General features: G+C 69.6%; 23 protein-coding genes and 1 tRNA gene. 13 read left to right on the forward strand and 11 right to left on the reverse strand.

The window, feature by feature from the left end:
* Window positions 1-25: 25 nt before the first annotated feature.
* Window positions 26-604, reverse strand: coding sequence for a TetR/AcrR family transcriptional regulator (locus C8E97_RS04610; protein WP_121001958.1), 579 nt, complete (start codon window positions 602-604; stop codon window positions 26-28).
* 75 nt (window positions 605-679) lie between these two features.
* Between C8E97_RS04610 and C8E97_RS04615 the strand changes: the two genes are divergently transcribed.
* The 5 genes from C8E97_RS04615 (at window position 680) to C8E97_RS04635 (ending at window position 5,839) form a co-directional block, all read left to right on the forward strand.
* Window positions 680-1,669: an alpha/beta hydrolase gene (locus C8E97_RS04615; RefSeq protein ID WP_121001960.1), complete on the forward strand. Its 990-nt coding sequence runs from the start codon at window positions 680-682 to the stop codon at window positions 1,667-1,669.
* Window positions 1,670-1,701: 32 nt separating this feature from the next.
* Complete coding sequence (locus C8E97_RS04620; RefSeq protein ID WP_121010761.1) at window positions 1,702-3,501, forward strand: ABC transporter ATP-binding protein; 1,800 nt, start codon at window positions 1,702-1,704, stop codon at window positions 3,499-3,501.
* A complete protein-coding gene (locus tag C8E97_RS04625; RefSeq protein ID WP_121001962.1) occupies window positions 3,498-5,213 on the forward strand; it encodes an ABC transporter ATP-binding protein in 1,716 nt (571 codons plus the stop codon). Before C8E97_RS04620 ends, C8E97_RS04625 begins: the two co-directional genes overlap by 4 nt.
* Window positions 5,214-5,362: 149 nt before the next feature.
* A complete protein-coding gene (locus C8E97_RS04630; protein ID WP_121010764.1) occupies window positions 5,363-5,584 on the forward strand; it encodes a type II toxin-antitoxin system HicB family antitoxin in 222 nt (73 codons plus the stop codon).
* A gap of 66 nt (window positions 5,585-5,650) precedes the next feature.
* The gene (locus tag C8E97_RS04635; protein WP_211346909.1) at window positions 5,651-5,839 is read left to right on the forward strand and encodes a type II toxin-antitoxin system HicA family toxin; all 189 of its coding nucleotides are present in this window, start codon (window positions 5,651-5,653) and stop codon (window positions 5,837-5,839) included.
* Between the two features lie 275 nt (window positions 5,840-6,114).
* On the opposite strand, the gene C8E97_RS04640 is transcribed toward C8E97_RS04635, so the two are convergent.
* The gene (locus tag C8E97_RS04640; protein ID WP_121001964.1) at window positions 6,115-7,008 is read right to left on the reverse strand and encodes a helix-turn-helix transcriptional regulator; all 894 of its coding nucleotides are present in this window, start codon (window positions 7,006-7,008) and stop codon (window positions 6,115-6,117) included.
* Window positions 7,009-7,140: 132 nt separating this feature from the next.
* Here C8E97_RS04640 and C8E97_RS04645 point away from each other — a divergent pair, with 132 nt between their 5' ends.
* Together C8E97_RS04645 and C8E97_RS04650 are read left to right on the forward strand one after the other, a co-directional pair.
* Window positions 7,141-8,109, forward strand: a complete 969-nt coding sequence (locus C8E97_RS04645) for an alpha/beta hydrolase (RefSeq protein ID WP_246018669.1) — start codon at window positions 7,141-7,143, stop codon at window positions 8,107-8,109.
* Between the two features lie 895 nt (window positions 8,110-9,004).
* Entirely contained in the window at window positions 9,005-9,514 is a 510-nt protein-coding gene (locus C8E97_RS04650; RefSeq protein WP_121001966.1) for a nucleoside-diphosphate kinase, read from the forward strand.
* A 418-nt stretch (window positions 9,515-9,932) separates the two neighbouring features.
* On the opposite strand, the gene C8E97_RS04660 is transcribed toward C8E97_RS04650, so the two are convergent.
* The 3 genes from C8E97_RS04660 to C8E97_RS04670 form a co-directional block, all read right to left on the reverse strand.
* Window positions 9,933-10,349, reverse strand: a complete 417-nt coding sequence (locus C8E97_RS04660) for an NUDIX hydrolase (protein WP_121001970.1) — start codon at window positions 10,347-10,349, stop codon at window positions 9,933-9,935.
* Window positions 10,342-10,863 (reverse strand): NUDIX hydrolase, encoded by a 522-nt coding sequence (locus tag C8E97_RS04665; protein ID WP_211346910.1) that lies wholly within the window; start codon window positions 10,861-10,863, stop codon window positions 10,342-10,344. Before C8E97_RS04665 ends, C8E97_RS04660 begins: the two co-directional genes overlap by 8 nt.
* A gap of 290 nt (window positions 10,864-11,153) precedes the next feature.
* Window positions 11,154-11,582, reverse strand: coding sequence for a helix-turn-helix domain-containing protein (locus C8E97_RS04670; protein WP_121001972.1), 429 nt, complete (start codon window positions 11,580-11,582; stop codon window positions 11,154-11,156).
* A gap of 172 nt (window positions 11,583-11,754) precedes the next feature.
* On the opposite strand from C8E97_RS04670, the gene C8E97_RS04675 reads away from it, so the two are divergent.
* The 4 genes from C8E97_RS04675 (at window position 11,755) to C8E97_RS04690 (ending at window position 14,871) form a co-directional block, all read left to right on the forward strand.
* Window positions 11,755-12,033, forward strand: coding sequence for a helix-turn-helix domain-containing protein (locus C8E97_RS04675; protein ID WP_246018671.1), 279 nt, complete (start codon window positions 11,755-11,757; stop codon window positions 12,031-12,033).
* On the forward strand, window positions 12,030-12,365 hold the full coding sequence (locus C8E97_RS04680) for a hypothetical protein (protein WP_147454995.1): 336 nt from the start codon (window positions 12,030-12,032) through the stop codon (window positions 12,363-12,365). The genes C8E97_RS04675 and C8E97_RS04680 overlap by 4 nt, the downstream gene beginning before the upstream one ends.
* On the forward strand, window positions 12,362-12,691 hold the full coding sequence (locus tag C8E97_RS04685) for a hypothetical protein (RefSeq protein WP_121001976.1): 330 nt from the start codon (window positions 12,362-12,364) through the stop codon (window positions 12,689-12,691). Before C8E97_RS04680 ends, C8E97_RS04685 begins: the two co-directional genes overlap by 4 nt.
* Before the next feature lie 245 nt (window positions 12,692-12,936).
* A complete protein-coding gene (locus tag C8E97_RS04690) occupies window positions 12,937-14,871 on the forward strand; it encodes an FtsK/SpoIIIE domain-containing protein (protein WP_121010778.1) in 1,935 nt (644 codons plus the stop codon).
* A gap of 208 nt (window positions 14,872-15,079) precedes the next feature.
* Here C8E97_RS04690 and C8E97_RS04695 read toward each other — a convergent pair whose 3' ends face one another.
* The 5 genes from C8E97_RS04695 to C8E97_RS04715 all read right to left on the reverse strand — a co-directional run bounded on the left by C8E97_RS04695 (window position 15,080) and on the right by C8E97_RS04715 (window position 16,955).
* The gene (locus C8E97_RS04695; RefSeq protein ID WP_147454996.1) at window positions 15,080-15,511 is read right to left on the reverse strand and encodes a hypothetical protein; all 432 of its coding nucleotides are present in this window, start codon (window positions 15,509-15,511) and stop codon (window positions 15,080-15,082) included.
* A gap of 83 nt (window positions 15,512-15,594) precedes the next feature.
* Window positions 15,595-15,930 carry a hypothetical protein gene (locus tag C8E97_RS04700; protein WP_121001980.1) on the reverse strand — a complete coding sequence of 112 codons (336 nt, stop codon included), beginning with the start codon at window positions 15,928-15,930 and terminating at the stop codon, window positions 15,595-15,597.
* A 49-nt stretch (window positions 15,931-15,979) separates the two neighbouring features.
* Window positions 15,980-16,363 carry a recombinase family protein gene (locus C8E97_RS04705; RefSeq protein WP_147454997.1) on the reverse strand — a complete coding sequence of 128 codons (384 nt, stop codon included), beginning with the start codon at window positions 16,361-16,363 and terminating at the stop codon, window positions 15,980-15,982.
* Window positions 16,360-16,743: a hypothetical protein gene (locus C8E97_RS35155; RefSeq protein ID WP_211346911.1), complete on the reverse strand. Its 384-nt coding sequence runs from the start codon at window positions 16,741-16,743 to the stop codon at window positions 16,360-16,362. The genes C8E97_RS04705 and C8E97_RS35155 overlap by 4 nt, the downstream gene beginning before the upstream one ends.
* Before the next feature lie 139 nt (window positions 16,744-16,882).
* Window positions 16,883-16,955 (reverse strand) — tRNA-Arg (locus C8E97_RS04715).
* A 297-nt stretch (window positions 16,956-17,252) separates the two neighbouring features.
* Here C8E97_RS04715 and C8E97_RS04720 point away from each other — a divergent pair.
* Both C8E97_RS04720 and C8E97_RS04725 read left to right on the forward strand, forming a co-directional pair.
* Window positions 17,253-18,014 carry a hypothetical protein gene (locus C8E97_RS04720; protein WP_246018673.1) on the forward strand — a complete coding sequence of 254 codons (762 nt, stop codon included), beginning with the start codon at window positions 17,253-17,255 and terminating at the stop codon, window positions 18,012-18,014.
* Window positions 18,015-18,032: 18 nt separating this feature from the next.
* Window positions 18,033-18,776, forward strand: coding sequence for an FkbM family methyltransferase (locus C8E97_RS04725; protein WP_121001985.1), 744 nt, complete (start codon window positions 18,033-18,035; stop codon window positions 18,774-18,776).
* A 59-nt stretch (window positions 18,777-18,835) separates the two neighbouring features.
* Here C8E97_RS04725 and C8E97_RS04730 read toward each other — a convergent pair whose 3' ends face one another.
* On the reverse strand, window positions 18,836-22,042 hold the full coding sequence (locus C8E97_RS04730; protein ID WP_121001988.1) for a penicillin acylase family protein: 3,207 nt from the start codon (window positions 22,040-22,042) through the stop codon (window positions 18,836-18,838).
* Window positions 22,043-22,187 lie beyond the last annotated feature (145 nt).

A 22,187-nucleotide genomic window follows, 5' to 3' on the forward strand; every position in this document is an offset into this window, starting at 1 on the left:
CCGGCCACCCCGTCCGGCGGCGGGTTCAGGGCGGGTCGGCGTGGGCGGTGAACTGGCGCACGATCATCTCGGTCAACGCCGTGACGTCGGCGTCGACCATCGGCGCGCCGGTGATGCCCATGCGGTGGAGCAGGGTCCCGACGACGACGTCGATGAAGAGCAGCACCCGGTGTTCGGGCTCGCCCAGCACGTCCTGGAGCGCGCGCAGGTACGGGGCCTGGAACCGCGTGGACAGCACCTCGCGCAGGGCCGGGTCGCTGACCGCGTCCACGAACACGCCCGCGAACGCCGCGGCGACGCCCGGCTCGGCGATCTTGGCCGCGCCCCAGCGGATGACCGAGGACAGGATTTCGGCGGGGTCGTCGCCCTCCAGCGGCAGCGGGCCGAACGTGTCGAGGAGGCAGTCCACGATCAGCGCGCCCTTGGACTCCCACCGGCGGTAGATCGTCGTCTTCGCGACACCCGCCGCCGCCGCGATGCGGTCCATCGTCGCGCCCGCGTAGCCGAGTTCGTGCGCCGTGCGGAGCGTCGCGGCGAAGACCGCGGCGTCGATGCCGGCGCGCGGTCGTCCCGGCGGTCGTCCGGAGGGGGTCGTCGGCGTCATGGCCCCACGATAGCAATTGCGCTACCATCGGTAGCGCTACTATCGGTAGCGAAATTTGTCCGGTCGAGGAGGGGCATGAACGCCGTGCTGAGCACCGAACGTCCACCGCTGGGAATCCGCCTGCTCCGGGCGCTGGGCCAGGGGGAGCCGGACTGGGTGTCGATGACCGACGAGGAGCTGGCCGCCTTCAGCGCGGCGCAGAACCGCAAGCGGTCGTCCCGCGTCGTGCGGGTGATCACCGGGTGCCCGGACCGCGGCGCGGTCAGGTCGTGGCAGGACGTCGTGCTGCCCGACCGCCGGGTCCGCGTCCGGGTGTACCGGCCGACGCCGGAGCGCGGCGGCGGGCGCGTCGACCTGCCCCTCGTGCTCCACGTGCACGGCGGCGGGTTCGTCGGCACGGCGGCGCAGAGCGACTGGGTGAACAGCCACCTCGCCGCGCGGCTGCCCGCCGTCGTCGTCTCGGTCGAGCACCGGCTCCTGGACCGGAGGACCGCGCTGCCGGCGGGCGTCGACGACGGCTGGGACGTGCTGCGGCACGTGGTGCGGCACGCCGCCGACTGGGGTGTGGACCCGGCGCGGGCCGCGGTCTTCGGCGAGAGCAACGGCGGGTTGATCACCGCGCTCGGCACGTTCCGGGCCAGGGAAGCCGGGCTGCCCCTGCGGGCGCAGGTGCTGGTCAACCCCGCGCTCGACCTGACCGACGAGGCGTACGAGCACCCGTCGATGCGCCGGCACGGCAACAGCCCGACCCTGAACATCGGACAGGTGCGGCTGTACCAGCGGTTGGCCGTGCCGCCGGGCGTCGACGCCCGCGCGATGTCGCCGCTGCACGCCGCCGACCTGAGCGGGCTGCCGCCCGCACTGGTCGTGGTGCCGACCATCGACCCGATGGCCGACCAGGGCCGCGGCTACGCCGAGCGGCTGCTCGAAGCCGGCACGCCCGCGCGCCTCACCGAGCACGCCGGGGCGACGCACGGGTTCGTGAGCATGCCGGGCGTGGTGCCGCAGGCCAAGGCCGCGCGGGCGGAGATCGCCGCGTTCCTGCGGCACCACCTCATCGGGTGACGGACCGGGTCGTGACGGGCGAAGGGGGAACGATGACCACGACGGCCGGGCGCGCCGAGGCGGGCGAGCAGCGCGCACCGACACCACCGCCGGCAGGACCGGGGCTGCTGCGCCCCTTCGCCGGGGGATTCGCGGCCGTGGTGGTCCTCCAGGTCGTCGGCTCGGTCGCGGGTCTGGCGCCGCTGCTCGCGGTCGTCGAACTGGGCCGGGCCCTGCTGTCGCCGGGCCCGCTCGACCACGGCCGGGTCTGGTCCGCCGTGCTCGCGGGCGCGGGCGGCCTGCTGGTCCGGCTGCTGCTCACGGCCGCCTCCGCCGGGGTCGGGCACCTCCTCGACGGCCGCGTGCGACTGGCGTTCCGCCGGCAGTTGGCCACACGGCTGGGGCGCGTGCCGATCGGCTGGTTCTCCCGGCGGCGCACCGGGGAGCTGGCGGCGGTGGTGGGCGACGACGTCAGCGCCGTGCACCCGGTCATCGCCCACGCGCCCGGCGAACTCGCCTCGGCGTTCGCGGTGCCCCTGGTGTCGCTGGTCTACCTGCTCACCGTCGACTGGCGGCTGACGCTGATCACGCTGGCGCCGGTGGTGCTCGCGGTGGCGGTGGTCCCGCTGATGACGACGCCGACCCGGCTGCGCGAGCAGCGCGAGCTGGACGCGGCGATGGGGCGGATCACGAGTTCGGTCGTCGAGTTCGTGCGGGGCATCGCGGTGGTGAAGGCGTTCGGGGGCGGCGAGCGCGCCCACCGCCGGTTCCGCACGGCCGCGGACGGCTTCGTCGACGTCTTCTCCCGGTGGGTCCACGGCATGTCGGTACCCGCCGCCGCGATGCAGTTGGCGCTGTCACCGCCGTTCGTGCTGCTGGTCGTGCTGGTCGGCGGCGCCTGGCTGATCACGTCCGGCGGCCTCGCGCCGGTCGACCTGCTGCCGTTCCTGCTGCTCGGGCTGGGCCTGACGGCTCCGGTGGCGGCCCTCGGCCACGGCTTCGACGACGTGCAGGCCGCCCGGCGCGCGCTCGGCCGCATCCGGGAGGTGCTCGACGTGCGGCCCCTGCCGGAACCCGCGCGCCCGGTCGCGCCGCGGGGGCACCGGGTGGAGCTGCGCGACGTCCGGTTCGGCTACGAGCCCGGTCACGAGGTGCTGCGGGGCATCGACCTGGTGCTCGAACCGGGCACGGTGACCGCGCTCGTCGGTCCGTCGGGGAGCGGGAAGTCCACGCTGGTCCGGCTGCTGCCGCGGTTCTTCGACCCGACCGGCGGCGCGATCCTCCTGGGCGGCGTCGACCTGCGCGACCTCGGCGGCGGGCGGCTGCACCGGATGGTCTCCTTCGTCTTCCAGGACACCACCCTGCTGCGCGCGTCGGTCGCGGACAACATCGCGCTGGCGGTGCCGGGCGCGGACCGGGACGACGTGGTGCGCGCCGCCCGGCTGGCGGACGTCCACGACCGGGTCCTCGCGCTGCCGCGCGGGTACGACACGGTGCTCGGCGAGGAGGCCGAGCTGTCGGGCGGCGAGGCGCAGCGGATCTCGATCGCCCGCGCGCTGCTCGCCGACACGCCCGTCCTGGTGCTCGACGAGGCGACCGCCTTCGCCGACCCGCGGACCGAGCGCGCGGTGCGCCGCGCCCTGGCGGACCTCGGTGGCGACCGGACGGTCCTCGTCATCGCGCACCGGCTGGAGACGATCGCCGACGCCGACACCGTCGTGGTGCTGGAGGACGGGGTGGTCGTCGAGCGCGGCACACCCGCCGAACTGGCGGCGCGGGGCGGGCGGTTCGCCGCGTTCCGGGGGGTCCACCGGTCGGCGGCCGGTTCCGACGGACAGGGGGAGCACAGATGATCGGGATGTTGCTGCGGGTGCTGGGTGACGAGTACGGGCGACCGGTGCGGCGCACCGTGGCCCTGATGTCGGCGGCCGCCGCGGCCGAGGGGTTGGCCTGCGCGCTGCTGGTCCCGGTGCTGCGGGCGCTGCTCGGGAGCACGCCCGGCGACGCCTGGCCGTGGCTGGCCGCGTTCGGGGCGGCGGTCGCCGTCTGCGCCGTCCTGCGCTACCGCGGCGACCTGACCGGGTTCCGCGCCGGGACCGCGCTGCTGCGCGGCATGTACCACCGGCTCGGCGACCACCTGGCCCGCCTGCCCATCGGCTGGTACAGCGCGGACCGGGTCGGCAGGCTGTCCGTCCTGGCCGGGCGCGGCGTCCTGGAGACGATGGGCGTGATCGCGCACCTGCTGCCGCCGTTCCTCTCGGCCTGCGTGACCCCGTTGACGATCGTCGCCGTGATGACGGCGTTCGACTGGCGGCTCGGGTTGGCCGCGCTGGCCGGCGCGCCGGTCGTCGTGGCGGTGCAGGTCTGGGCGGGACGTTCGACGGCCGCCGCCGACGCGGAGCGCGCCGAACGCGACCACGAGGCGACCGGGCGGGTCATCGAGTACCTGCGGGCCCAGCCGGTGCTGCGCGCGGGCGGGCGGACCGCCGAGCGCTTCCGGTTGCTCGACGACTCGCTGCGGGAGGTCGAGCGGGCGTCCCGCCGCGCCGTGCGGTCGGCGCTGCCGGGCGCGGTGGGCCTGGCGGTCGCGGTGCAGGCGGTGTTCACCGCGCTGCTGGTGCTGGGCGCTCACCTCGCGCTCGGCGGTGACGTCGGCGCGGCCGAGGTGGTGGCGCTGCTGGTGCTGGCGGCCCGCTGCGCGGACCCGTTGCTGTCGCTGGTGGACCTCGGCGGCCGGCTCCGCGGTGCGCGGGCCGAACTGGCGAGGCTCGACGCGGTGCTGCGCACCGAGCCCCTGCCGGAACCCCGCCGGCCGGTCCGGCCGACCCGCCACGACCTGGAGTTCGCGTCCGTCGGCTTCCGGCACGGCGAGCGGGTGGTGTTCGACGGCGTGTCGCTGACCGTGCCGGAAGGGCAGCGGGTGGCGGTCGTCGGGCCTTCGGGTGCGGGGAAGAGCACGCTGCTCCAGCTGCTCGCGCGGTTCTACGACGTGGACGCGGGCGCGGTGCGCGTGGGCGGGGTGGACGTGCGGTCGATCGGGTCGGACGAGCTGATGTCGCGGATCGCCATCGTGTTCCAGGACGTCTACCTCTTCGACGGCACCGTCGAGGAGAACGTGCGCCTCGGGCGTCCCGAAGCGAGCGCGGCCGAGGTGCGGGCGGCGGCGGCAGCGGCGGGGTTGGACGAGGTGGTGGCGCGGCTGCCGGGCGGGTGGGCGACGGAGGTCGGTGAGGGCGGTGCGCGGTTGTCGGGCGGTGAGCGCCAGCGGGTGTCGATCGCGCGGGCGCTGCTCAAGGACGCGCCCATCGTGCTGCTGGACGAGGTGACGTCGGCGCTGGACCCGGAGAACGAGGCGGCGGTGCAGGAGGGCGTCGAGCGCCTCATGGCGGGCCGCACGGTGGTGATGGTGGCGCACCGCATGCGGACCGTCCAGCGCGCCGACCGGGTGGTGTTCCTGGACGGGGGCAGGGTGGTGGAGGAGGGCACACCGGCCGACCTGCTGCGCCGCGGCGGTCGCTACGCGGAGTTCCAGGCGATCTCGCAGGAGAGCGGGCTGACTCCGTGAGCGGGGCCGTCCCGCGCGGCCGGGCGTACTCCACGCCTTGAAAGGCCAGGTCACAGGCCGTTCGCGGGCATGGGCGCCGGTGACTCTTCACACAAAGGGACGACTGGATCGTGACTCACGCCACAACGTGTCTGGGTTAACCTTTGTGCATGGCCACCCCACGCACCTTCACCGCCGCTGTCACTCGTGACGGCGACTGGTATGTGGCTCGGTGCCTTGAGGTCGAGGTCACCAGCCAGGGGCGCACGGTCGAGGAAGCGCTCGGCAACCTTCGTGAGGCTCTGGAACTCTACTTCGAGGACGTGCCCGTGCCGCCGCCGGCGCGTGATCACCCGCTGGTGACGCAAGTGGAGATCTGCGTTCCAGCGTAGATCTTCTCTGTGGGTAGTCTTCCGGCCGTGAGTCCTTCGCTGCCGGTGGTGTCTGGTGCTCGCGTCATGGCCGCACTGCGCCTGGCCGGGTTCGACCACGTATCGACCAAGGGCAGCCACGCGAAGCTCCGGAACGAGGGCGGTAGGACCGTTGTCGTTCCGCTCCACGACGAACTCGCCAAGGGGACCCTGTCGTCCATCCTCAAGCAGGCGAGCCTCACGACTGCGGACCTGTTGGCGCTGCTGCGGTCGTGAGGTCGCTCGCCGCCTGGAGCGCTTGTCGGGCGTCCCACCTCGCGGGGGCAGCGGATGCGAGCCGTGCCCGGCTCGCGGCGGTTGCCGGGAAGAGTTCAGGCCCCGAGCGGGCTGCCACTGCTCAGGTCCTGATTCACCCGGCGCAAGGTGAGTGCCCCCAGCGGGACTCGAACCTGCGACCCCTCCGATCGTGCCCCTGACCTGTGTTCGGGGGGAGGGCGGCGATGGTGCGGGCTCGTGCTGCATGTGAATGAGCGTGGGTCCGGTCCGGTGGGTCACGGTTGTGGCGTGTTCGCGGCGGTGGTCGTGCGGGCCCACGAGGCCAGGAGCTGGAGTCGTTCGGCGGTCGGGGAATTGGGTTCGGCGATATAGGTGGAGAGGGTGATGGTCGGGGTGGAGGCGATGGTGAGTTGCTCGAAGCCGAGGATGAGCTCGCCGACGTCGTGGTGGTGCAGGGCCTTCGCGCCCGCGCGGTGGGTGCTGACGTCGTGCGCGGCCCACCTGGTGCGGAACTCGGGGCTGCGGGTGGACAGTTCCCCGATGAGGCCGGTGAGGTGCTTGTCGTAGGGGGCGGCGCCTGCGTGGGCGCGCAGCATGTGCACGCAGACGGCGGCGGCTTCGTCGATGTCGGCGTAGAAGTCCTGAGCGGCCGGGTCCAGGAAGACGAAGGCGGCCAGGTTCGGGTGTGCGGTGCTCGAACGTCGTGTCGGGCTGTCGTAGGCGGCGGAGAACAGGGCGCGGCCCAGCGGGTTCGCGCCGAGGATGTCGAGGCAGCCGTCGTGGGCGATGACGGGGGTCGCGCCCATGCTGTCGATGAGCAGCTGCACGCGGTGCGACACACCCCTGGCGCGACGCGTCCGGCCCGGCGCCCGGGTGGGGCGGCGCGCGGCGCGGGCGAGGTCGAGGAGGTAGCGGCGCTCGTCCTCGTCCAGCTGTAGGGCGCGAGCCACGGCGTCCAGGACCTCTTCGGAGACGCCGGCGAGGTTCCCCTTCTCCATGCGGGTGTAGTAGTCGGCCGACACGCCCGCGAGCAGTGCGACCTCCTCGCGGCGCAGGCCGGGAACGCGCCGGGTCGTCGTGCCGTAGTCGGGCAGCCCGGCCATTCGGGGGGTGATCTTCGCGCGCCGGGTGGTGAGGAAGTCCCGCGCCGCCTGGTTCTTCGGGGACACGCCGCCAGCCTATGACCGGGCCCGCGGGCCTGCCAGGTACTGCCAGAACCCCGACCAGCTCGACCCGGCGGACGGCGGCGACCGCGTGTTCACTGAGCTGTGTTCCTCCGGATGGGACGTTCGAGAGAGTTCGTGAAGAACAGGAAGGCCGACGACATGACCGACACCCTCCAGGCCGTGACCAGTGAGGACACCAGCATCCAGACCCACAACGGGTACGGCACGACGCTGGCCGCCGTCACCTACCTCCCGGCGGGGTTCGACGCGGAGGGCAGCTACCCGGCGATCGTCGTCTCCCACCCCGGTGGGGGCGTGAAGGAGCAGACCGCCGGTCTGTACGCGCGCAAGCTCGCCGGGCACGGGTTCGTCACCATCGCCTACGACGCGTCCTTCCAGGGCGCGAGCACCGGCACCCCGCGCCAGTTGGAGAACCCGTACATCCGCACCGAGGACGTCAGCGCGGTCGTGGACCACCTCACCACGCTGCCCTACGTCGACGCGGACCGGATCGGCGCCATGGGCATCTGCGCGGGCGCCGCGTACACCGCCAACGCCGCCATCAACGACCCCCGCATCAAGGCCGTGGGCACCGTCAGCATGGTCAACATCGGTCAGATGTTCCGCAACGGCTGGGACGGTGCGATGGCCGACGCCGACGCCGCACCGGTGCTGGCCCAAGCCGCCGCCGCCCGTACCTCCGACGCCACCGGCGCGCCGGACGGCAACCAGTTCCCGCTCGCGCCGCTGCGCAAGGAAGACGCACCCAGCCCCGAGTTGGAGGAGGCGTGGGAGTACTACCGCACTTCGCGCTGCGAGCACCCCAACGCACCCAGCTGGATGACCACCCGCAGCCTCAGCCAGATCGTCACCTACGACGCCTTCCACAAGGCCGAGACGTTCCTGACCCAGCCGCTGCTGCTCGTCGCCGGGAGCGAAGCCGGGTCGAAGTGGATGAGCGAAGACCTGTACGGGCGTGCCGCGAGCACCGACAAGAGCTTCCACGTCGTGGAGGGCGCGAACCACATGTCCCTCTACGACGGCGAGAAGTACGTCGAGGAAGTCGTCGGTGCGCTCGCGCCGTTCTTCACCGAGCGGCTCTGACCGGTCGGACACGACAGAGAGATCCGGGATGGCCACCTGGACCCGGACGAGCACGGACACATCAACGCCGAGCAGTGCTCCAGCGTGTCCGCCGCCTGCCGGACGGCAGCACACCGAAGTCGGTGAACACCTGGTCGGTGGGAGTGGACGACCGGATCTTCATCCGCTCCTGCCACGGCACCGACGGGGAGTGGCACGGCCCGGAGCGCGTGGAGGCTGCTCTGGAGCACCGGCCGGGCTATCCCGAACTTTGGTCGGTATTTTCCCCGGACACCCGTAGACGCCGGGCTCCACCGGACGCAGCCGGACGGACGAATAAGGCCCTTGACCGCGTTCGCGCTGGTCAAGGGCCTTTTCGACGACCGCGCGGACCGATCGCGGTGGGCCGAGCACGACGACCTGCTCGCTACGATCCGACAGCTGCCGGGCTTCGACCGCTTCCTCCTCCCGCCCCGGCGGACCGAATTGCGCCCCGCTGAGGCCGTAGTCAGTCCGTGGTGAGTCCCGTGGAGGACGGCGGCCGATTCCAGCCGATGGCGACTGACGGGAAAGTTCAGGCCCCGAGCGCGTTGCCGCTGCTCAGGGCCTGATTCACCCGGCGAAAGGTGAGTGCCCCCGGCAGGATTCGAACCTGCGACACACGGTTTAGGAATGCTCCTATCCGGCGTCCACGAGGCGTCTACCTGCATGTATAGGTCGTCGGGTACTCGCACCATGACGTCTGTGGTCACGGTTGCGCCACAGTTCGCACCACGACCCGCACCACGCGCGTGCGTGGTAGGTGAGGCGGCTTCGTCCCTCCACTGTGTACTCGCTCAAGTTGCGCACTCCTGAGGTCGGTCTACGTTGCGGTCCTGGATGCTGTGCGGCTGGACTGGAGCTGGGAAGGGGTGTCGTGGCTGCGACTTCCGGTGCCGGTGTGGAGCGGACGCTAGTGCTGCTCAAGCCGGATGCTGTTGCCCGCGGGTTGGTCGGGCGTCTTGTCGCTCGATTTGAGGATGCGGCGCTCAAGATCGTTGGCGTCAAGATGAAACACTTGGATGCGGAGTCCACCCGCAGGCACTACTTCGACCTCGAAGAACGTGCCGGTTCGGTCATCTACAACGCTACGGCTGAGTTCATGCAGAGTAGCCCGGTGGTGGCGTTGGCCCTGGAAGGTGTCGATGTCGTGGGCAAGGTGCGTAAAATCATCGGTGGCACGTTTCCGGAGCACGCCGAGATTGGCACCATTCGCGGAGACTTCGCGCATCAGACGAGGTTGTCTTCCGAAACTACCGGAAAGGCGGTAATGAACCTCGTCCACGCTTCCGGGAACCCCGAAGAGGCCAAGTACGAGATATCGGTTTGGTTCACTGGATCTGAGCTCTTCGAGTATCGGACGCTGGCCGAAAAATATGCCTACTGAGGCGACGCGAGAAAACTGGACGAGGTGTCGCATCGGATTTCTCTGGAAGAGTTGCAGGCGGCCTATGATCGCGAATTGCTGGTTGACAGAAGGGCCGCGGCTGAGACTGCGTATGCTTTGGCCTTCCGCTACCGGGATGAAGATGTCGGCGGGCTGCGTCGGTTTGACCTGGCGAGGATGTGGGCCGTTCGCGCTGTGGAGATACTCGACGTTCTCCCATCCGATGCACTTGAAGACGTGGTATCGAGGCGTACCTCGGTAGGAGGCGTTCCCCTTCCTGAATTCTTGCACTCGTCGGTCGTCCGTAGTCGATTGTCAGACGTCTTGTTCTGACACGGCAGTCAGACTTGTGGAGCGCTTCATCTGTACATGGGCCGGCCTGGTGGCGTGCTGTCTTGACGACTCGCTCGCTGGCGCGTCAGCGACGAAGCTCGGTGTCGAGATATTCTTGGACGGGTTCGAAGAGGCCGTAAGGCACGTACTCGGGGAGCTGGCTGTGGGAGACCCATTCAAATGCGTCAAGCTCTTCGTCATCAACCACAGAAGCTTCACCTGTTACCTGGTTGAACGCCGCATAGACCATCGTGCGACCAGTCTTAGGGTGTACTCGTTCACCGAGCAACGTGCCATCGGAAGCCGTAACTCCAGTCTCTTCGTGGGCCTCTCGTGCCGCTGCTTCCACGCTCGACTCACCAGGCTCGACCTCACCGGCTGGAAATTGCCACGAGAGGCTGCCCTCTGACACGCGACGCCGGACCATGAGAACGCGACCGTTCTGCGTGATGATGGCGGCTGCGATCGGCGGTCGCGTCGTTTCGGGCGTCTGGTCACTCATTGATCAGCTCCTCTATGGCTTGCAATATCGGTGGGAAGATTCGGTCAGTCGGAATGAAGCGGGTCAGCCGGTCGCTCGTGGTCCACGTGACGCTGACGTTCTCCACGACGTCCAAGTTCTGTGCATCACCACCCAGGTACTCGCAGAGCAAGTAGTCACAGTACACGTGGGTGATGGGGTGGAGACGGCTGCCGAGGTTGCGTACGACCGCACAGTGGACGCCTGTCTCGCCGAGGGTTTCTTGGATCGCGACGGTTTCCGCCGACACTCCTGGCTTCACCACTCCGGCTGGGAACTGCCATGAAATTCCGCGCCCATCTTCGCCGCGACGCTGAACTATCAGTATTTCATACCCCTTAAGTACTACTGCTATTGCAACGCGCAGAGCATAGCTCGACCCGGTGTGTGAGACCGGTTCGGTTGTGATGTGGTGTTCGGCGGCGAGCAAGGTTGCGAACCTTGACTGTGCTGCGTCCGAAGCAGTCTCCAAGGCCCGGTCAAGAAGTTGCTGCATCTCTGCTCTAGGGGTGAGAGCGGGTTTCTCGTGCCAGTTCGCGACTGCCCGCGGCGAGATCCCTAGACGGCTCGCGAACGATTCGTTGCTCTCGCGTAGTGCGGCTTGGAGCACGCAGGCTGTGCGGCCGGTCCATCCTCGCGCCATGTCCATGTTCACACCCCTGCGGGGGTGTGACGTGTAGCGGAAGTGCATCGGTGGTGCACTGGACCTGCATCGGAACTGCATGGTTGGTTCGGGCTGCTTGGCGTTGACTTCTTGGCATGAGAAGCAGCAGCCATCAGAACCCCTCAGCGGTTCGACCGGTTGAGATCCGATTCGACGTACGTGAGCATCTTGGTGACGTTTTCGTTGAGCTGGGCGACCCGATCGCTGATGGCGTCCAAGCCTTCGAGCTGCTGGCGGATCTCGCGGAGCTGGTGCTCAACCACGGCCAAGCGGCCGGGGAGGTCGTCGGCGCTCCGCGGGGCCGGTTCGCCTGGCCTGGGCGGCAGGTGGCCGGCGAGTACCGCGGACAGGTGGCCGGCGTGCCAGTCGAGTGCGGTCGACAGCGCCTCAAGCGTCCGCCGGCTTCTTCGGCGCTGTGCGCTGTTGTTCTGGAGTTCTCCGACGATGGCCTTGGATACACCGGATCGGTCGGTGAGTTCGCGCTGGCTGATGTCCAGTTCGGCCATGCGCTGGTTGATCGCCTGTGCGACCGCCGCCCAGTCTCCGGTCACGTGCTCCTCCGCGCTCCGCCTGAATGTCGAGCGTAGCGCGGCACATTTCCGCTGACCTGGGAACACGCAGCATCCAGCGGTTTTGGCCTTTCACGTGCCTTATCGGGATGAAATCAGACCATAAATCCGTCTGATATTAGGCTTCAGTCGCACGGTGAGGACCTGAACAGCCATGAACGACATGCCTGTGAACGCCAAACCGGCGTTCTACACAGTCAGGGAGGCCGCACGGACTCTCCGTGTCGCCCCTTCGACGCTCTACCGAGTGATCCGTGATGGAGAGTTCCCCGCGATCCGGTTGCGGACGCGCTACGTCGTGCCCGCCATCGCGCTCGAAAGGCTGCTTGAACGGGCGGCGGAGACCGGTGGGCTGGTCGACCCGGCCCGGATCGCTGCCGAGCGCCGTGCCACCCGCGAGTTCGACAAGGCGGCCGGCGGTGCTCCGTGGTGAACCAGCACGAACGCTTCGAGCTGATGGCCGCTGATCTGGATCGTTTGGCGCTGGTGCCGGACGACATCGTCCAGGAGATCGTCATCCGAGGTGCTGGGTGCTTGTGGCTCTACGGTCCGGTGCTCGATACGGACCACTCGCAAGGAGAGTCGGTGCCGCCGGGAAGTAGGTGCCAGGTGTGGCGGGCGTGCCTGGAGTTGGAACTGCGCACGCCTGGTCCGTACAGCGGCGGGGTGTGCAGCGGGTTGTCCGATGAGGAGTTCCGTGAACTGCACCGGGTGTGGTTCACCCGTCGCGGGCGGATGGGTGGCGAGAGGGGGCCGTTGACATGACGGTCGAGCTGACCGCCACCCAGGTGTTGGCGGGCGCGGGTGCGCTGGTGGTCTTGGTGATCGCCTGGCGTGGCGGTTCGCGTCGTGCCAGGGCCGCGGCGGACGCGGCACGCTCAGGCGCTCGCCTGTTCTCGATGACCGGGCGAGTGCTGGCAATGGCAGGGGCCATCGCGGGTGTGCAGTGGATCGTGATCACTCACGACCGCGAGTCCACCTTGCTGTGGGTGGTGCTGGGGCTGCCAGCGCTGTTCACGGCCTACGCCCTCACGCGGGCACTGACCGTGACGGCAGTGAACGGCACAGGTCACAGGGGTGGTCGACGGTGAACGCCCCGAAGGGTGTGGGAAGGGTGGTCGCCTTCGGGCGGCCACCCGCCACCCACGCAGGCGAAGTGGAACGGCTGACGCGGGAGGCTGCGGCGGTGACGCGGACCCACCAGGCACGTCCAGCGATCACCGAGGCGGGCCTTGAGGGGTGGTGGACGCGTGCCGCGAGCCGGTGGACCCAGTCACCACGCGTGCCGGCGGCACTGAAGTCGCGGCGGGCTGCCGGCCGGGCGACCAAGAATCTGATGGTGGGTGCGGTGCGATCGCCGTTCCGATTCCTGAGGGCCGTTGTTCGCGGGTTCGCGGTCGCCGTCCGGTGGTGGCGGTCGTGGGTGCGGGTGGCTGACTACCGGCAGGCCGCGGAAGCATCCGAGAAGTTGGCGGACAAGTTCCGCGACATCCGCGAGCTGACCCTGTTCCGGTGGAAGGTCACCGGAGCTACCGGCGCCGGTACCGGTGTGGCGCTGTCCGTGCTCGATCTCGTGTGTGGGCATCAAGTGCTGTGGCTCGCGGGCGGCGTTGCGGCTGCCGGGCTGGCGGTGTTGGGTCGGCGCAACGACGGTTCGCCCGGTCGAAAGGCGGTGTTGGCCGGTCCGCGTGCGTTGACGTGGACCATGGACCCCCAGGTGCTTGTGGACGCGTTCCGGGACGCGAAGCTGATCGGAAAGGACGAAGCGCTACGACTGGTGGAGCGGACGACCAGGCAGGGTGACGGCTGGGCGGTGGTGGTCGACCTGCCGGCCACGCGGAAGGCGACCGATGTCGTGAAGAACCGTGAGGCGTTGGCGTCCGCGTTGGCAGTCGATGAAGTCCAGCTCATCGTGGAACGGGTGCGGGGCCGCGGTGGCCACGCGGGTCGAGTGGCGCTCTGGGTGGCTGACGACGACCCGTATGGCGCTGCTCCGCAGCGGACGCCACTGCTGTCCGCGCAACGGTGGGATGCTTGGCGTCCGGTGCCGTTCGGGAGGGATGCACGTCAGCGCCAAGTGGAGCTGCCGTTGGTGTGGACATCGCTGCTCGTGGGTGCGATCCCCAGGCAGGGGAAGACCTTCGCTGCTCGCCTGGCAGTCGCAGGGCTGGTCCTGGACCCGCACACCCGGCTGTACGTGGCGGACTTCAAGGCCGGCAAGGACTGGTACGCCTCGGGGCAGGTTGCGCACCGGTTCATGTCCGGTGACGAACCCGAACACGTCCTGGCACTTGTCGACTGGTTGGTGGAGTTGGTCGGTGAGGTCCAAGGTCGGTACCGGCGGATGCAAGCACTGGACGATGAAGTCTGTCCGGAGTCGAAGATCACCCCAGACATGTCCCGTGATCCGAGACTGGACATGCCGGTGACAGCCATCGTCATCGACGAGGTACAGGTCCCCTTGGAAGATCGGACAGCGTTGGAGATCCAAGGCAAGCGGATCGCTGCGGGCGAGTACGTGGGCGAGCTGCTCACGTGGCTTGCCCGCAAGGGACCGGCTGCCGGCATCGTGCTCGTGCTCGCCACCCAGCGTCCGGACAGCAGGACCATCCCCAGTGGCCTGCGAGCCGTGCTGGGCTCGCGATTCGCCCTGCGTGTCATGGACTGGAGGGACAGCAACATCGTTCTGGGCGAACAGATGAACACACGTGGCTACGACAGCAGCCGACTCCTCGCCTCGCACAAGGGGGTCGGCATCCTTCGCCCTGATGGGGATGGCACGTCAGATCCCGATGTGCTCGCGACGACCGTGCGCACCTACTACATGCCGAACGAGGATTGGCGCGTGATCTGTCGCCGAGGCCGGGCGCTTCGCCAGGCAGAAGGAACCCTCACCGGGAACGCGGCAGGACACGCAACGCTGCCCGTGTTCGACCGTGCGACGGCAGCGCGGGTGGTCGGTACGATGGCCGAACGGACCGCGGAACCGGAACTGCCCGAACCACTTGCATCGGTGGTGGCCTACCTCGGGAAGGATCTTCAGCCCGGCGGACGTGACTTCGTCCCCACTGCGGAACTCGTCGCCGAGCTGGATGCGGAGGCGACTGCCTTCGGCTTGCAGATGGGCGAGTTGGGGTGCAAGCCGAGGCGCGACCGGGTCACCACCGAGATGGGCGTCCGACAGGTACGCGGCTACCTCGTGGCCGAGATCCGGGAGGCGGTCACGAGGTACCGGACGCACCCCGCCGTGGATGCAGAGGGTGATCGCTGACCCGTCACCGCACCCGTCCCATCGACCGCAACCCGTCACGTCGAGTGTGACAACCGTGGGGTCGTGTTCTACCAGCGCAAACGCCTTCTTGTGACGGGTGGGACGGGTGACAGGTGACCTGTCCCACGGTGTCTGTAATACGTGTGGGCCGCACCTCTGAGCGAGGTGCGGCCCACACGAAGCCGTCACTGCACACCGGCCGGTGTGTTCACATCATCAGGAGCGCCAACTGCTCACCGGCCATCAACGCTTCACACTCAGCCATCGGCGACAACCACGTCACCTCGCGGCCTTCGATCATCGCGGGCGGCAGCGGCACCGTGGAACCGACCGGAAGCACCTCCTCGCCGCTCAACCCGCGCGACGAGGACAGCAGGAACACGGCCGGGTGCTCGAAGGCCGGAACCACCACGACCGGAGTCGGGTCGGCTTGGAACGCTTCGCGCTCGACGATGTGTTGCGCGCGGTTCAACTCCAACGCCACACCGACCAGGTTCGCCGTGGTCACCACCAGGGTCGAACGCATCAACCGACTCGGCAGGACCGGCCACCACCGCCGCACCCACTCTTCGTCGCTGACCGCCATGTCCGCCGGACACAAGTCCAACGACTCGTGCTCGCGGCCGAACACCGGGTCCATGTAGTTGTCCCTGTGCCACAGGGCACCCGGGATCACGGGCCACCCGCGGTCGACACAGGCCAGCGCGCACTCCAGTCCGCTGGTCATCGAGTCACCCCGCTCCACGTGTCATCCAAGCCATCGGCCCACACCACGCGGGGCGTGATGTTCGGGGCCTTGAAGAAGCGCAAGGCGCTGTCCGCCGACTGCGTCCCCACGCGGAGGGTGCCTTCGGTGGTGATCACCTCCGCGTGGTCCGAGAACGCCAGACCCCACGCGCCCACGTGGGCATCCTCGCGTTCCCCGTACTCCTCCACGATCGCGAACAACCGAGGCGGGTCTTCCTTCAGTATTCCCTGGATCAGCGCTTCGAACTCAGCTTCGGCGAACGATGTGGAGCCTCCGGGCTCCGGCACCTCATCGGCGAGTGTTGCCGTCATGACTGCTTTCCTTCCTGTATGGACGGTCTGTGGATTGACCCGCGCACGGCTACGCATCTACCTCGACCTCGCCGATCACGATCACTTCGGAGCCGGTGTGGCGGATTGCCCGCTGTACAACGGCCCGAGCGGGCTCCCGACTCGGGAAGTGGCTGAGATCAGGCACCACTACGCCATATGAGTCGGCAAGAGCGAGAACGTCCAGGAGACCACCAAGTCCCGGACGCTTCGCCTGGTCCGCCCGTACGCCTCGATCGGTGAACATCCCACCGAGCCGGTAGCCGTTGTCGGCGCAGAACTGTTTCAACTGCTCACGCTGGTCGGACAACACGTCTTCATCCGGTGCCGAGGCGCTGAGGTAGCCGTACACCACCACCATCGGTGAATCGGGTGAGGTTGTCGGTTGATCTATAGAGCCTGCCGTCGTGGTCACTTCAGCTCCCTGCGTCTGGGAGGTCGTCGGCGGTGCGCGATCACGAAGGGGTGCGCACCACCGGCAGTGCGGATGGCCACCGGCTTGGCGGCCTGTGTCAGAATGAAATCAAGTCTGATATTGACCCGGTCCATGAGCCGGTTCACATTGGCCTTGGTCTTCGGGTTTCGTTGTTCGTCAACCTGGTTGATGAATCGGATGCGAGCCTTTTCGGCAGTCTTCCGAGCGCTCTTGCCGGGCGGCACGGTTTCGGTCAGGTAGAGCCTGCGGCCGGTCAGCGGGTCGATGCCCGCGTACACCTTGACCCGCAGGGAGCCGCTGGGAAGCTCCTCGATCTCGCCCCGCTCGCGGGGCTTCTTGCCTGCCTTCGCGGTGCTCAAGGGGCCTAGCTACGCCGGACTCGCACCACGTGTAGCCCCACGGACACGATAAGTGATCGACCTCAGCGCCTACTGAAAGCAAGAGCCTCTGACCTGTTTGACGAGGTCAGAGGCTCTGCATCACCCGGCGAAAGGTGAGTGCCCCCGGCAGGATTCGAACCTGCGACACACGGTTTAGGAAACCGATGCTCTATCCCCTGAGCTACGAGGGCGCACGGGGCAGCGTACCGGGTCGCCCCGGCTGCCTGCCCGGGTGGGGCCGGCTGTGCGGTGGGTCACCCTGGTGGTCGGTGGTGGTTGCTGCGGGTGGTGGGTTGGGGTGGGCGCTTGTCCGCTGTTCAGGCGAAGTGGGGTGGCCCGCCTTCAATCTCCCGGTCGGTTCCGGTAGAGACTGAGGCGGCTTGGCCCACTTCGGCGGAAGCGGAAGACCCTCCATGAGCGGCAGACCTTGGCCTGACTTTCGGCCCGGACCCCTCGGCGCCCTCGGCGCCTGGTGGCGACGGCGGCGCGTGCGGGGTGCTGAGGAGTTCACCTTCGAGCCGCCCTCCTCGTCGCACCAGCACGTCTTCGAGACGCCGCTGCCCAGCGCCGTCTACGGCCTGGACTTCCGCGCCCGGATGACCGTGCACTGGCGGCTCGACCTGACCACCGGCGCACGGCACAACGTGCCGCGCAGCGCGGCGATCAACGACATCGTCCGGCGCGCCCGCGACGTCACCGAGCGGGCCATGCTGGTCCACCACGCGCCGCTCCAGCACCAGCTCGGCGACGAGCTGTCCGCCGAGCGGCAGGTCGAGGGCACGCACGTCTGGGCGCGGGCCGAAGGGGTGGAGCTGTCCGTCGACGAGGCGGACCTCGACATGGCCCGCAAGCACATCGAGCTGCTCCAGACCACCACGGTCCGCCAGGCGGAACGGGACGCCGAGCGGGCCGAGATCAAGTACCTGCGGGACGAGGTGCTGACCGACCTGTCGACCGCCACGATCTGGTGGCTGTACCGCAACGGCTACCAGGTGGAGCAGGCCGTCGCCCTGTCCCAGCACCTCGGTGAGCTGGTGCGGATCGCGTCCCAGCGCGGTGACGGCCACTGGGCCGACACGTTGGTCTCCAGCTTTGAAAGCGCTCTCCCGCGGCTGTCCGACGGGCACCGGCAGGACCTCCGCCTGCACCTGGCCAAGGCGCTGGGCATCTACGGCGGCGCGTCGGTGGCGACCGAATTCGCCGAACAGGTCGGGCTTCCCCACCAGAACGGCACCAAGCCGCTGCCCTGATTTCTCTACTGTGGGTGCGTGAACCAGAACCTGACCGAGGTGCGCGGCGCGGCCGTGGCCGGCGCGCTGCGCGTGTTGGCCCGCGTCACGCCGTTCGTCGAACCCGAGTTGAACGGCCTGGGCGAAGTGGTCCGCCCCGGCGACGTGTGCCTCGACATCGGCGCCGCGCTCGGCCTCTACACCGTCTCGCTGTCCCGCCTCGTCGGTCCACAGGGGACGGTGCACAGCGTCGAGCCGCTGGTGTTCGCCCACCCCGCCCTGTCCTACCTGCTGCGACCGCGCGAGGGCCGGAACATCGTGCGGCACTCCGTCGCCCTGGGCACGCGCGAGGGCCGGGACGTCATGAGCGTCCCGGTGCGGCACGGGCTGCCGGTCACCGGGCGGTCGTTCCTCACGGCCGGCGCGGACGGGCTCGGGTCCAACGCCGAGTTCGCCGAGCACCTGGAGGTCGTGGTGCGCACCGACACCCTCGACCGGTTCTGCGCGGCCAACGGGATCGACCGGCTCGACTTCGTGAAGGCCGACGTCGAGGGCGCGGAGCTGCGGGTGCTGGAGGGCGGCGTGGAGACCATCGAGCGGTTCCGGCCCAAGCTCCTCCTGGAGATCGAGGAGCGCCACGTGCTGCGGTTCGGCTACCGCGCCCCGGACGTCGTGGAGTGGCTCGCCGAGCGCGGCTACCGGATGCACGCGTGGCGGCGCACCGGCTGGCAGCAGGTCGACCGGATCCGCCCCGACGTGCGCAACTACCTGTTCCTGGGTTAGCCGGGCAAGCGGAAGACCCCGGTCCCTGGGGGTGGACCGGGGTCTTCCTGCGGACCGGCCTACGTGGCGTAGACCTCAAGCTCGTAAAGCGAGTATCCGTATCCCGTGGCCCGTTGGATACCGGTCATTCGTACGAATCGTGCCGTGGTGGGCGGGAACGCCACGACGTCCCGCCCGCCGTCGCCCGCGGTCGTCGCGTGCGCCTCCCGCCAGCGCGTGCCGTCGGACGACACCTCGACCCGGTACGACCGGGCGTGCGCGGCCTCCCAGTGCAGCACGACCCGGCCGACCCGGCGGTCCGCGCCGAGGTCGACCGCGAGCCACTGGTGGTCGCTCCAGTCGCTCGCCCACCGCGTGTCCGCCCGGCCGTCCACGGCGTGGGCGGGCGGTGCGTGGTGCCAACCGCGCTCGTGGCTGCTCGCGGACGCCGTCGCGCCGGACGCCAGGTTCGCGAGGTCCGCCCCGCGCCGCGCCGGGAACTGCACCACCTGCTGGTAGGTGGGCCGGTTCTGCCAGTGGACGCGGTCGTGGGTGATGCCGCCCATCGCCCGGTGGACGATGGTGTCGGCGCACCACTGGTCGCCCGCCGCGCAGCCCTCGTCGCCGGGGTAGACCGCGGTGGCGGGCACGGCCGCGGCCCGTGCGAGGCTGTCCAGCACGACTCGGCGGCACGCGGCCAGGTCACCGCCGCCGCAGTACTCCGCGCCCAGCGGGCCCTCGACGCGGTCGCCGAGCACGGCGCGCAGGTCCTTGTCGACGTAGCTCCACCAGCCGTGCTGGAACGCGGAACCCTTGTGCGGCGCGGTCCCGCTGGTGTCCGACGGCGGCTCGTCGACCTGGAGGGCCTCGGTCAGCCGCGTGTACAGGGCGTCGCCGAGACCCGGCTGGAACTGGGCGCGCACCAGGAGGGGCCACCACGCGTCCAGCACCCGGATGGCGTCGGCGTGCGCGTACGCCTTGCTGCCGCGCGACGTCTCCTTGCGCAGCGACCCGAAGCGCTGCCACTCGCGCAGCTTCCCGACGGTCGCGGCGAGCGCCGGGTCGGTGACCGGGGCGGTGTCGATGACCCGCAACAGGTCGGGCAGCACCTGCTCGGCCCGCAGGTCCGCCACGCCGGCCTCCGTCATCGCCTGGGTCAACGACGCACGGGTCACCTTGTGGTCGCCGGAGACCAATGCCCGCACGCGGTCGTCGAGCAGGTCGCCGCGGTGCACCGAGCCGTTGCCGTAACCGGCGGCCGTGTAGCCCAGTGCCTGCTTGTTGTTCCAGGAGATGTAGTAGTCCTGGTTCACGGAGTTCGGGTGCTGCGCGAACGGCGTGTAGGACGCCGTGTTGGGGTCCGGGTCCCAGCCCTCCCACTCGTTGGCCGGCTCCGCCTTGATCGGCAGGTTCGGGTCGACGTGCGGTTTTCGCACCGGGTTGGCGCCGGAGTTGAAGTACGCCGTGTCGTCCGCGTCGACGTAGAACCAGTTGAACGCGTACCCGATGTGCTCGGCGGCGCGCTGGAAGTCCTGCGCGGACCTGATCGCGTCCGGGTCGTTGAACTCCTGGAACCCGATGATCGAGTCGACCTCGTGCAGGTAGGTGGAGCGCAGCGAGGTGTAGGCGACGTGCTTGCCGCCGACCTGCGCGCGGCTCTGCACGAGGCCGTACTTGGTGCGGTGCACGACCAGCGCGTACGACCCGGCGGGCGTCGGGTCGGCGATCGTCGGCCGCCACGCGTTCCTGCGCTCGATGCGCTCGAACGGCAGGCACTGCCCGTGGTACAGGTAGTGCCGGGACGCGGCGCTCGCAGGCTTCCCGTCCGGTTCGCACAGCTCCACGGCGTACGTGTCGGTGATGTCCTGCCCCGCCGACGTGGCGCTCCACGAGTAGTCGAGGCCCCGGCCCAGTTGGACGTACATGCTCACGCCGGCGAACGACACGCCGCGCGCCCGGATGCCGGGACCGTGGAGTTCCTGCAACATCAGCAGTTGCGGCGCGAAGTAGCCGGTCTGCGGTCCCCACACGGCGATCGGGTTGCCGGTGTCGGTGTGCGCCCCGGACACGGCCAGCGCGTTGGACATGCCGTGCTTCTTGGTCAACAGGTCCGCGGGGAGCACGCCGTCGGCGAAGATGCCGCGCAGTGCGGCCAGGTCCGACGGTGTGTCCACAGTGGACGGCGGACCGGCGGAGGTCTCGTCGTGGACCACCGGCTCCGGGGTGACCGCGCCGTCGGGCAGCGCCACGCCGCGCGCGTCGGCGGGCGTCGCGGCGTACGGGAAGCGCTGTCCGTCGTGCAGGGTCAGCACCGACTCCGGGTCGTCCTCCTGGCGGAACGACCGCCACACCCGGTCGCCCACCGTCGCGCCGTAGCGGTTCTGCGCGGCCAGCTTGACGAGCGCGTTCCGCACCTCGCCGCCGCCGCCCGCGCCGAACAGGCCGCCGACGACCGCAGCGATGGCGACCAGGTCGGTGGTCTTGAACGGCTGGATGTCGTTCCGGTTGGTGATCGCGTCGGCGTGTCCGGTCAGGACGTACTCGCCGGGGAAGTACCGTCCGTTCACCGCCGCCGCGAGGTAGGCGTTGACGCCGGCCACGTAGTCCGTGACGTCCTGGAGGGCCTGCCGCCCGCGCGGTCCTCGGGACGCCAGCCGGTCGATCTGCCGCTGGAGGTCGGCTTCGGTGTACGGGATCTGCCGGAAGAAGCTCTGCTCCAGGGCCCGGTTGGCCTCCGCGCCGCCCGCGAACCCGGTCAGCTGACCGCGTCCCAGGTGGCGGAACAGGTCCATCAGCCACAGCCGGTCCTGCGCGGCGGCGTAGCCCGCGCCGAACTCCGTGCCGGCGCGGGTGGTGCCGTGGATGTGCGGCATGCCAAGGGTTTTGTCGCGGATGATGGTGACGTCCGCGCGCGGCTTGACGGTGCTCTCCACCTGGTCGGCCGGCACGCCGAAGGAGGCGTCGTTGAAGAACGCGCCGAGCTGCTCGTTGGTCAGCCCCGAGTAGCCGGGCACCAGGGCGTCGTACCTGCCGAGCTGGTCGGCGGAGTGCGCGGGCCGGGTGCCGAACGCCTTGTGCGACAGGATGTCGGCGAGGGTGGCGTGGCCGTTCTGGCCCGGCGGCAGCAGGTCGTGGCACTGGCCGAGGCAGTGGTCGTCCGGGGCGAAGGCGGTCGTCCGCGGCGACGCCTCGCCGGTGGTGCGCGGCGACGCCTCGCCGGTGGGAACGGTGACGGCGGCCGTCGCGAGGAGTGCGACCACCGCCAGGGATCGGGCGGCTCTCCGCATGACGCGAAGCTCCTTCCAGGAGGGTTCCTGTGACGCACGTTACTCACAGGTATTGATTCGCGAAAGTCATTCGCATTCTGGGTGGTGAACCTGGATCGATCCGGGGCGGTGCAAGGGAATCCGGCCCGTGCGACCCGCGCCGCGG

It is taken from the genome of Saccharothrix australiensis, assembly GCF_003634935.1.
Lineage (GTDB): Bacteria > Actinomycetota > Actinomycetes > Mycobacteriales > Pseudonocardiaceae > Actinosynnema > Actinosynnema australiense.